The 12,413-nt window shown below is 65.6% G+C and carries 3 protein-coding genes; 2 read left to right on the top strand and 1 reads right to left on the bottom strand.

From position 1 onward, the window contains the following. Nucleotides 1-3: 3 nt before the first annotated feature. Complete coding sequence (gene aroC / locus ABDW57_RS26105; protein WP_343733065.1) at nucleotides 4-1,101, bottom strand: chorismate synthase; 1,098 nt, start codon at nucleotides 1,099-1,101, stop codon at nucleotides 4-6. A gap of 251 nt (nucleotides 1,102-1,352) precedes the next feature. On the opposite strand from aroC, the gene ABDW57_RS26100 reads away from it, so the two are divergent. Beyond that, the gene (locus ABDW57_RS26100) at nucleotides 1,353-3,614 is read left to right on the top strand and encodes an EAL domain-containing protein (protein ID WP_343733064.1); all 2,262 of its coding nucleotides are present in this window, start codon (nucleotides 1,353-1,355) and stop codon (nucleotides 3,612-3,614) included. A 176-nt stretch (nucleotides 3,615-3,790) separates the two neighbouring features. Then, the gene (locus tag ABDW57_RS26095; RefSeq protein ID WP_343733063.1) at nucleotides 3,791-12,400 is read left to right on the top strand and encodes a type I secretion C-terminal target domain-containing protein; all 8,610 of its coding nucleotides are present in this window, start codon (nucleotides 3,791-3,793) and stop codon (nucleotides 12,398-12,400) included. Nucleotides 12,401-12,413: the final 13 nt, after the last annotated feature.

Below are 12,413 nucleotides of genomic sequence, written 5' to 3'. Positions count from 1 at the left end.
CGCTTACAACTCGATGTTGGGTGTGGACACCTTGACGTCGCCGCACTGCGCGCGGTGCATCAGCGCGTGATCGATCAGCACCAGGGCCAGCATGGCTTCCGCGATCGGCGTGGCGCGGATGCCCACACACGGATCGTGGCGGCCGAAGGTTTCCACCATCACCGGGTTGCCATCCTTGTCGATCGACGGCCGCGGCGTGCGGATCGAGGAGGTCGGCTTGATGGCGATCGACACCGTGATGTCCTGGCCGGTCGACAGGCCGCCCAGCACGCCGCCGGCGTTGTTGCCGACGAAGCCTTGCGGGGTCAGCGGGTCGCCGTGCTCGGTGCCCTTCTGCGCGACTGCCTTGAAGCCGGCGCCAATCTCCACGCCCTTGACGGCGTTAATGCCCATCATGGCGTAAGCGATGTCGGCGTCCAGCTTGTCGTAGATCGGCTGGCCGAGGCCGACCGGGATATTCTGCGCCACCACGTCGATGCGGGCGCCGATGGAGTCGCCAGCCTTGCGCAGCTCGTCCATATACGCCTCCATGCTGGCGATGACGGCGGCGTCGCCGGTGGCGGCAAAGAAGGGATTGTCCGGCACGTGCCGCCAGTCCTGGAACGGCACCACGATGTCGCCCAGCTGGCTCATGCAGCCCTTGAACACCGTGCCGTACTGCTGGTGCAGCCACTTCTTGGCGATGGCCGCCGCCCCCACCACCGGCGCCGTCAGACGGGCCGACGAGCGGCCGCCGCCGCGCGGGTCGCGGACGCCATATTTGTGCCAGTAGGTGTAGTCTGCATGACCGGGACGGAAGGTTTCAGCGATGTTGCCATAGTCCTTGCTGCGCTGGTCCTCGTTGCGGATCAGCAGCGCGATCGGGGTGCCGGTGGTCACGCCCTGGTACACGCCCGACAGGATTTCCACCGTATCCGACTCCTGGCGCTGGGTCACGTGACGCGACGTGCCCGGTTTGCGCCGGTCCAGTTCCGGCTGGATGTCCGCTTCCGACAACGGTAGTCCGGGTGGGCAGCCATCGATCACACAACCAATCGCGGGACCATGCGACTCACCAAAGGTAGTTACGGAAAACAATTTGCCAAAAGTATTGCCGGACATAGGAAAAGAATCTTCGGGAAAAAGTGGAAAGTTCCTTATTCTACCAGCCAGCGCCCCTGCCGTCCTGATCGAAAAATAATTTCCACACAGCAAGTTTCGCTTGGTAAAATATCATTATTTTGATACAAGTATGGTGTAACTTGCACATCGGCACACAAGCTTCAGCGTAAAGCCGTGGAAAACTGCATTCTTTTTGACAATCCGCTATATACTGGAACGCAAGAACACCGAGTACTCTGGAGAAGCTACACATGCCCCCACCGGTCACACCCCTTGAGCAGTCCAAGGATGATCAAGACGATTTGGTATTCTTAGAAGAGCATCCGGCTGCGCCTGCATCGACGGGCGCCCGCAATGTGTGGCGGGTCATGATCATCGATGACGACGAAGATGTCCACTCGACCACCACCTTTGCGCTCGGCAACCTGGACATGCAACATCGCCCGCTTGAATTCGTGCACGCGTATTCGGCTGGGGAAGCGCGCGAGTTGCTCAAGCACGAAAGCGAGATCGCCGTCATCCTGCTGGATGTGGTGATGGAGCAGGATGACGCCGGCCTGCATCTGGTGCGCTACATCCGCGAAACGCTGAAGCTGCACGACGTGCGCATCATCCTGCGCACCGGCCAGCCCGGCTACGCGCCGGAAATCGACGCCATCCGCGATTTCGACATCAACGATTACAAGACCAAGTCCGAGCTGACCCGCATCAAGCTGTTTACCACGGTGACGGCGGCGATCCGCTCCTACGAGCAAATCCGCAAGATCAACGACAGCCGGCGCGGCCTGAACCAGATTGTCCACGCCAGCACCCAGTTGATGACCCTGCACGGCGTGCAGAATTTCGCCGCCGGCGTGCTGGCGCAGATCGGCCAGCTGCTGGGCCAGGAAGCCAACGGCGTGCTGTGCGTGCAGGAATGCCCGGACACCGGCTGCCACGAGCTGATGGTGATGGCCACCGCCGGCAGCTACCGCCACCTCGACAACATCACCCTGACCGTGCGCGAAGACCAGCGCATCCACGACGCCCTGGAAGCGGCGCTGGCGCAGCGGCGCAACGTCTACGGCCCGGATTACGTGGTGCTGTACTTTGCCGGCAAGGCCAGCCGTGACTTTGTCGCCTTCCTGGAACTGACCCGTGCCACCACCGAAATCGACCAGCGCCTGCTGGAAGTATTCTGCAGCAACGTCGCGGTCGGGCTGGACAATGTAGAGCTGGTGACCCATCTGCACAATGCGGCCTTTTACGACCAGCTGTCCAAGCTGCCCAACCGCACGCGGCTGGTGGAAATCCTGGATGCCGCCCTCGCCGGCCCGGCGCGCGACGACGCCACCCTGTCGCTGGTCGACCTCGACCACTTTGCCGAAACCAACGACGCCCTCGGCCACCAGTTTGGCGACATGCTGCTGGTGGCCGTGGCCGGCCGCCTGCAGACCGAACTGGGCGGCCAACTGACCGTGGCGCGCATTGGCGGCGACATTTTCTGCTTGCTGGGCGATTCGGCGCAGGTCAATCCGGGCAATATTCTGGCCCTGTTCCAGCGCCCGTTCAGCATTGACGGCCAGGACGTGCAACTGTCCGCCACCCTCGGCCTGGTGCGCCTGAATGAGCATGAAGGCAGCGGCGCCGATGCGTTGAAGGACGCCGACATCGCGCTGAAGCGCGCCAAATCGCAGCAGCGCGCCGGCCACTTCTACTTCTCGCGCTCGATGGGCGTGGAAATCCGCGAACGGGTGCGCATGATGCACGCGCTGCGTACCGCGTTCGGGCAGAATCAGTTGTTCGTGGTGTACCAGCCGCAAATCGACCTCAACACGCGCCGCCCGGTGGGTGCCGAAGCCCTGCTGCGCTGGCAGACGCCGGACGGCAAGTTCATCTCGCCGGACCGCTTCATCCCGATTGCCGAATACTCCGGTCTGATCATCGAGCTGGGCGAATGGGTGATGCGCACCGCCTGCCGCGAGCTGGTCGACCTGCGCGCGGCCGGTCACCACGACTTCATGATGTCGATCAATGTCTCGCAGGTGCAGTTCCGCCATCCGCACTTCCTCGACATGCTCAGGCGCGCCATGGACGACACCGGCGCCCCGCCGCAGAACATCGAGCTGGAAATCACCGAGTCGATGGCCATGGAAGAGCCGGACCTGCTGATCAAGATGCTGGCCCAGATCAAGCAAACCGGCGTCAGCATCGCGATTGACGACTTTGGCACCGGCTTCTCGTCGCTGTCCTACCTGCAGCGGCTGCAGATCGACCGGCTGAAGATCGATCGCGCCTTCGTCACCGAGATCACCGGCTCGGCCCGCGGCAGCAGCATTGCCGAGATGGTGATCCAGCTCGGCCGCAACCTCGGCCTGGCGGTGATTGCCGAGGGCGTGGAAGACGAGCGTCAGGCGCAGATCCTGCAATCCTTGGGCTGCCCGCTGGCCCAGGGCTTCCTGTTCGCCCGTCCGATGACAGCCACCGCCCTCAATAGCTGGCTCAGCAACGATGCACTGGAAGGCGCGGCCTGATTCGTGCCCCTGCTCCGCCCTGCAAGCCGCGTTTCATCGCGGCTTTTTATTTCCCGGAAGAAAAATGTAGAGTTCTTCCTCACAAATGTAAGCAATCGTGACAAATTAATAGAATCATCACGCTTGTTGCATGATATCCTCCCGACCAAACCAATTTGGCTTAAGGGAAATACAACGTGGGTATCTATCAGGGAACATCCGGCAACGACAGCGTAGTGGGCGGCGGCAGCAACGATACCTTGCAGGGGCTGGCCGGCAATGACACGCTCAATGGCGGGGCTGGCGCCGACCTGCTCGACGGCGGCGACGGCAATGATGTCTTCAGCGCCAACGACGACAGCGGCGCCGATACCATGCTTGGCGGCAACGGCAACGACACGTTCAACCTGAGCTACAACTACCCGCACAACTTCCCTGGCAGTACCGTGGTCAAGATTGACGCCGGCGCCGGCGACGACACCATCAACGTCAGCTTCGCGCAATGGGCCATGGGCGCGTTGCCGGAAGTCACTGGCGGTGCCGGGGTCGATACTTACGCATTCGGCTTCAGTGCCAGTTTCCAGGCCCTGACCGTGACCGATTTCACGGTCGGGGTCGGCGGCGACCGTATTGATTTGCGCGAGCTCTACCACGAGACCGTCAGCGACTACAACCGCTACCACGGCGGCAATCCCTTTGCGACCGGCCAGCTCAAGCTGGTCCAGGTGGGCGACGACACCCAGGTACAGGGACTCGGCTACTACGACACCTACGTGCAAACCATCCTGGTGCTGAAGAACGTCACCGCCAGCAGCCTGACCAGCGCCAACTTTGCCGGCGGCTGGAGCCCGGACGGCAGTGCCGTCACAGGCAAGGTCGTGACGTCGGACAAGACGACCGGCGCCGTGCTGGTCGGCGAAGCGTTCAATGACACGATTACCGGCAACAGCTACGGCAACAGCATGTACGGTTTCGGCGGCGACGACCTGCTGACCGGCGGCAGCGGCAACGAACTGCTGATGGGCGGCTACGGCGACGACACCCTGTATGGCGGCGCCGGCAATGACACCCTCAACGGCGAGGCCGGCAACAACCTGCTCGATGGCGGCGACGGCAGCGATGTGTTTTTCACCTCCAGCGGCAGCGGCGGCGGAAAAGACACCCTGCTGGGCGGCGCCGGCAACGACGTGTTCGAATACGGCGTGCGCGCGCTGGAGGCCACTGCCACCGGCGGCGACGGCCAGGATACCTACCGCCCCACCTACCCCGGCTACTATAGCCGCAGCCTGCCGACCAACCTCAACGTGACCGATTTCACCGCCGGCGCCGGCGGCGACAAGATCGACCTGACCGGGCTGCTGAGCAACACCACCACCTACGCCGGCGGCAATCCCTTCAGCGCGGCCAACGGTTACGTGCGCGTGGTTCAGGACGGCGCCGACACCAGGCTACAGATGGACATGGATGGCGCCGCCGGCGCCAACTATAGCTACACCACCATCCTGACGCTGAAAAACTTCACGGCCAGCACCCTGACCGCCGACAACTTCGTCAACGGCCTGAAGCCAGACGGCTCCAGTGTGATCGGCGTGGTGGCCAGCATCAGCGGCGGCAAGCTGCTGGCCGGCACCAGCTTCGATGACCAACTGACCGCCACCGGCGGCGCCAACACCCTGATCGGCTACGGCGGCGACGACACGCTGGTGGCCGGCAGCGGCGCCGCCAACGGCCTGGGCGACCAGCTGGAGGGCCGTGACGGCAACGATACCCTGATCGGCGGCGACGCCAACGACAAGTTATACGGCGGCGCCGGCGATGACCTGCTGCAGGGCGGCGCTGGCAATGACACCCTGATCGCCTATGGCGACCTGGCGCCCGGCAACGACACCCTGCAAGGCGGCGATGGCGACGACCTGTTCATCGTCGGTCGCGTCGCTGCAGGTGCGCGTGTCCTTGCCACCGGCGGCGCCGGGCGCGATGTGTTCCTGTCCAGCGGCAACAGCTACCACTGGAATCCCGGGCTTCACGACGAGTTCGTGGTCAGCGATTTTGCGGCCGGCGCCGGCGGCGACCTGATCGACCTGAGCGAGATCCTGCAGCGCACCAATTACGCCGGCGGCAACCCCTTCAGCGCCGGCAACGCCTACGTGCGCCTGGTGCAGCTGGGCGCGGACACCCTGGTACAGATCAGCCCGGCCACAGATGGCAACAACGGCTATGTCACCGTGCTGACCTTGCAGAATATCGACAAGGGCACGCTTACAGCCGACAACTTCGTCAACGGCCTCAAACCGGACGGCACCCATATTGCCGGTCTCAATTTGAGCACCGGCGACACCGTCCACCAGCTGCAGGGCGCGCAGTTCGACGACACCCTGACGGGCACCGGCGGCGGCAACCAGCTGTACGGCAATGGCGGCGACGACCGCCTGCAAGCGGGCGTCGATGCAAACAATCTGGGCGACCAGCTGCTTGGCGGCCACGGCAACGATACCCTGCTCGGCGGCGACGGCAACGACAGCCTCGATGGCGAGACTGGCACCAATCTGCTGCAAGGCGGCGCCGGCGACGACACCCTGGCCAGTGGCTACTACAGCATCGACGACACGCTGGAAGGCGGCGCCGGCAACGACCGCTTCGATATCTACCAGAGCAGCAGCGGGCACGTCGCGACCGCGCTGGGCGGTGATGGAAACGACCGCTTCTACACCTACGTCTACCAGGAGGGCTTGGGTGCTGTGCTGAGCGGCGGCGCTGGCCGCGACACCTACGTCATCCGGAACGACGATGCCAACACGCTCACTACCGGCTACGTCGAGATCACCGACTTCCGCGCCGGGGACGGCGGCGACATCCTCGACATCACCCAGTTGATGAATTACGCCGCGCCCTATGGCTACACCGGCGGCAACCCGCTCAGCGAAAGCCTCGGCTACCTGCGCCTGCTGCAAAGCGGCGCCGACGTCCTGCTGCAATTCAACATGATCGGCAACCAGAATTACCTGTCCACGGTGGCGGTGCTGCGCAACGTCAACCTGGCCGACCTGACGGCGCAAAACATGGTGGGCGCCAATCCGAAGGGCGATACGGTGCCGGGCGTGCTGATCGATGGCACGGCCGACGGCGACCATCTGGGCGGCGGCTATTTCAACGATACGCTGCACGGCAACGGCGGCAGCGACAGCATGGAAGGCGGCGCCGGCGACGACCTGCTGGTGGCGGGCGACGTCGAGGACGTCGTCTACGGTAGCGTCATGGGCGGCGACGCTGGCAACGACACCCTGATCGGCGGCAACGGCGCAGACCACCTGACCGGATCAGGCGGCAACAACGTGCTGACCGGCGGCGGCGGCAATGACGAGATCCAAATCGACGGCGGCAATGACAGCGCTGATGGCGGCGACGGCGACGACATCATCTCGGTGCGGGGCAGCGGCAACGACACCGTGACCGGCGGCGCCGGCAACGACGCGCTGTCGATCCTGGGCTATTACGCCACCATCAACCTGCGCTTTGACGGCGGCGCCGGCAACGACCGCGTGGAAATCCATGGCGACGACCTTGGCGCGTCCAAAATCACCCTCACCGGCGGCGCCGGCATCGACACCTATGCCTTCGATGGCCCGGCGTTCAGCAGCAATGTGCACGTCACGGACTTCGCCACCGGCGCCGGCAGCGACCGGCTCGACCTGAACGAGATCCTGCTGCACTACGCTGGCTACAACAAGCTGCTGCTCGACCCGATGGCGGCCGGCTACGTCAAACTGGTGCAGCAAGGCCCGAATGTGGTGGTGCAGTTCGACACCGACGGCAGCGGCAGCGGCGCCACCGCGCGCACCATCTTGATCCTCGATAACGTCAAGCTCGCCGACATCACCAGCAGCAACTTTGTGGGGCGCTACGTGTCTCTGTCCTGGGGCGACGGCTACGGCACCTACGGCAACGATGTGCTGGAAGGCAACTACAGCGACAACCGCTTTGAGGCCGGTGGCGGCGACGACACCCTGATCAGCGGCGGCGGCGCCGACACCCTGGTCGGTGGCGCCGGCAACGATGTCTACGTCCTTGGCGACAACGCCAGCGCTACCCTCGTTGAGGCTGCCAACGGCGGCGTCGACACGGTGCAAACCAGCCGTCCGTCCTACACGCTGGCGGCCAACCTGGAAGCATTGCAATACACCGGCGACAGCGATTTCTACGGTGTCGGCAACGCCAGCGGCAACATGCTCAGCGGCGGCGCCGGCAATGACACGCTGGACGGCAACGGCGGCGGCGACATCCTCACCGGCCTCGGCGGCGACGACGTCTACGTGCTGCGCAGCGCCACCGACCGCGTGGTCGAGGCGGCGGATGGCGGCTACGACCTGGTGCAGGTCAGCTACACCAATGCGGCCTATACCCTGGCCGCCAACGTCGAGTACGCAACGCTGATGACGGCCGCGGCCGCCGGCAGCCTGGCCGGCAACGACCTGAACAACTACCTGACCGGCAACGGCGCCGCCAACAGCCTCAGCGGTGGCGCCGGCAACGACACGCTCGACGGCGGTGCCGCAGCCGACAAACTGGCCGGCGGCAAAGGCGACGACCTGTACGTGGTCGACAACGCCGGCGACACCATCACCGAACTGGCCAACGAAGGCACCGACACGGTGGAAACCACGGCCGCCAAATACACGCTGGCTGCCAACGTCGAACACCTGCGCTACACCGGCAGCGCCGCCTTTGCCGGCAGCGGCAACGAGCTGGCCAACCACATCAGCGGCGGCATCGGCAACGACACCCTGCTGGGCGGCGCCGGCAACGACACCCTGACCGGCGGCGGCGGCACCGATGCGATCGACGGCGGCGACGGCGACGACACGGTGGTGCTGAGCGACAGCATCGACCATTACACCATCTCGCGCGCCAACGGCGTGGTCACGCTGGAGAACTCCATCCTCAACGAGCGCGTCAACCTCAAGGGCATCGAAACCGTGGTGTTCAAGGACAGCACGCACACCATCGCCGAGCTGCTGCTGAACAAGATCAGCGACGGCGACGACTACCTGGGCGGCACCGACGGCGACGACAGCCTCGACGGCCTGGCCGGTGCCGACAGCATGACCGGCGGCAGCGGCGACGACCGCTACGTGATCGACAACGTCAAGGACACCATCAGGGAACTGGCGGACGAAGGCAACGACAGCGCCGAGCTGGTGTTCAAGGCCGCCGCCACCTACACGCTGGGCGCCAACGTCGAGAACGCTGAGGTGAAGGCGGCTGCCGGCGTGGCCGTCAATGTCAACGGTAACGAGCTCGACAACACTATCACCGGCAACGCCGCCGCCAACACGCTGAGCGGCGGCGCCGGCAACGACACCCTCGACGGCGGCGCCGGCGCGGACAAGCTGATTGGCGGCACCGGCAACGACAGCTACCGCGTCGACAGCACCGGCGACCTCATTACCGAAGGCGTCAACGAAGGCATCGACACCGTGCGCACCACGCTGTCGACCTACACCCTGCCGGCCAACGTGGAAAACCTGTCCGGCCCGGGCAACGGCGTGCTGAACGGCACCGGCAACGCGCTGGACAATCGGATCGACGGCGGCCTCGGCGCCGACACCCTGTCCGGCCTGGCCGGCAACGACACCCTGACCGGCGCCGTCGGCAACGACTCGCTGCTGGGCGGCGACGGCGACGACCGCCTCGAAGGCGGCGTCGGCGCCAACCTGCTCGACGGCGGCGCCGGCGTCGACACCGCGGTGGCGCTGGCCGACTTCAGCGCCTACACCGTGAAGCGTCCGAACGCCACCGACACCGTGCTGACCCACGCCAGCAGCGGCGAGGTGCTCACCCTGCGCAACGTCGAATTCGTCAGCTTCAACGGCACGCTGATGGCGATCCAGGACGTGCAGCTCAACGTCCCGAGCGTGGGCAACGACTACATGCGCGGCGGCAGCGGCGACGACTTGATGAGCGGCGGCGCGGCCGGCGCCGACACCATGGCCGGCGGCGACGGCAACGACACCTACCAGATCGATGACGTCGGCGACACCATCGTCGAAACCATCAACGGCGGCGACCAGGACCAGGCGCAAGTGGCGCTGACCAAGGCCGGCACCTACACGCTGGGCGCCTACGTCGAGAACGCGACGGTGACGTCGGCCGCCAGCGTGGCAGTCAACCTCACCGGCAACGACAGCAACAACCAGCTGACCGGCAACGCCGCCGCCAACACCCTCAGCGGTGGCGCCGGCAACGACACGCTGGACGGCGGCGCCGGCGCCGACAAACTGATCGGCGGCACCGGCAACGACCTCTACAAGATCGACAACAGCGGCGACACCATCACCGAACTGGCGGCCCAAGGCAGCGACAGCGTCGACACCACGCTGGCCAAATACACGCTGGGCGCCAACGTTGAAAACCTGCTGTACAAGGGCGCGCTGGCCTTTGCCGGCACCGGCAACGAGCTAGCCAACAGCATCGAAGGCAGCAGCGGCAACGATACCCTGAGCGGCCTGGCCGGCGACGACGTCCTCAAGGGCGGCGAAGGCAACGACTCGCTGCAGGGCGGCGACGGCGCCGACCAGCTCGACGCCGGCACCGGCATCGATACCGTCGACGGCGGCACCGGCAGCGACACCCTGACGCTGCTGGGCAACTTCGCCGACTACGGCCGCAGCCGCCCGAACGCCGGCGACATCGTGCTGACCAACAAGACCACGCATGAAAGCATCACCGTGCGCAATGTCGAGAAGTTCGTGTTCGCCGACGGCCTCAAGGAACTGGCGGACCTGGCCTACAACACGCCAAGCATCAACAACGACAGCCTGTTCGGCGGCGACGGCAACGACGACCTCAACGGCCTGGCCGGCGCCGACCAGATGTTTGGCGGCCTGGGCGACGATACCTACACGGTCGACCAGGCCGGCGACAAGGTGTTCGAGTCGGCCGACAGCGGCGACGACGTGGTGCTGGTGGCCTTCGCCAAGGCCGAGACCTTTGTCATGGGCGACAACGTCGAGCGCGCCACCATCACGGCGGCGGCCGGCATTGCGGCCAACGTCACCGGCAATGCGCTGGACAACTGGCTGATCGGCAATGCCGCCGCCAACACCCTGACCGGCGGCGCCGGCAACGACACCCTGGACGGCGGCGCCGGCGCGGACAAGCTCAGCGGCGGCCTCGACAATGACCTCTACCTGGTCGACAACGCCGGCGACGTGGTCACCGAACTGGCCGACCAAGGCGTGGACCGGGTGGTAACCACGCTGGCCAAGTACACCCTGACCGCCAACGTGGAAGAGCTGCTGTTCAAGGGCAGCGTGGCCTTCAGCGGCACCGGCAATGAGCTGGGCAACAGCATCAACGGCGGCGGCGGCAACGACACCCTGAGCGGCCTGGGCGGCGACGACATACTGAGCGGCGGCGCCGGCAACGACTCGCTGTTGGGCGGCAATGGTGACGACCAGCTCTACGCCGGCACCGGCGTGGACGTGGCCGACGGCGGCCTCGGCATCGACACCCTGACCTTGCTGGGCAATTTCAACGACTACAGCCGCAGCCGTCCGAACACCACCGACCTGGTGCTGGTCAACACCATCACGCACGAAAGCATCACCGTACGCAACGTCGAGCAATTCATTTTTGCCGATGACAGCAAGTCGATGTCGGACGTGGTGGTCAACTCGGCCAGCCCCCTGAACGACAGCCTGACCGGCACCGATGGCAACGACAACATCGACGGCGGCGCCGGCATCGACACCATGGCCGGCGGCCTCGGTGACGATATCTACACCGTCGACCAGAGCGGCGACGTGGTGCAGGAAGGCGCCGACGCCGGCACCGACCAGGTCAACGTGGCCTACGCCAAGGCCGGCACCTACACGCTGGGCGACAACATCGAGAACGCCAGCGTGACGGCGGCCGCCTCGGTGGCGGTCAACCTGACCGGCAATGACCTCGACAACGCCCTCACGGGCAATGCCGCCGCCAACACCCTGATCGGCGGCGCCGGCAAGGACACGCTGGACGGCGGCGCCGGCGCCGACAAGATGGACGGCGGCAGCGGCGGCGACAGCTACGTGGTCGACAACGCAGGCGACACCATCACCGAGCTGGCCGGCGGCGGGCGCGACCTGGTGACCGTCAAGGGCATCAGCAGCTACAGCCTGGCGTCCGAGGTGGAAGAGCTGGTGTTCAGCGGCGCCACCGCCTTCACCGGCAACGGCAACGTGCTGGCCAACCGCCTGACCGGCGGCAGCGGCGCGGACGTGCTGAACGGCCTGGCCGGCAACGATACGCTGACCGGCAACGCGGGCAACGACAAGCTGCTGGGCGGCGATGGCGATGACCAGCTGATCGGCGGCGATGGCGCCGACACCCTCACCGGCGGCACCGGCGCGGACACCTTCGTGCTGGCGTCCAAGCTGGGCGTCGATGCGGTGACCGACTTCGCCAGCGGCACCGACAAGCTGGGCATCAGCCAATCGGTGTTCGGCATCGGCAGCGACCTGGTGATCGACAACGCGGTGGTGAAAGCCGGCCCGGGCGGCTTCGACGCCAATGCCGAGCTGGTGATCCTGACGCAGAACGTGGCCAGCCTGACCCTCAACACGGCGGCAGCGGCCATCGGTTCGGCCAACAGCGCCTACGCGGTCGGCGACAAAGCCCTGTTCGCGCTGCACAGCGGCACCACCACCATGGTCTACCTGTTCACGTCGAACGGTGCTGACGCGACGGTCAGCGCCGGCGAACTGACCCAGTTGGCCACCCTCACCGGCACCGCCAGCACTACCGCTGCAGATTACCTGTTCGTATAAGGCTAGCGGCATA

It is taken from the genome of Duganella sp., from assembly GCF_039595735.1.
GTDB lineage: Bacteria > Pseudomonadota > Gammaproteobacteria > Burkholderiales > Burkholderiaceae_D > Rugamonas.
The sequence above is the reverse complement of the archived record's forward strand: the minus strand, read 5'-3'. Positions and strand labels throughout refer to the sequence as shown.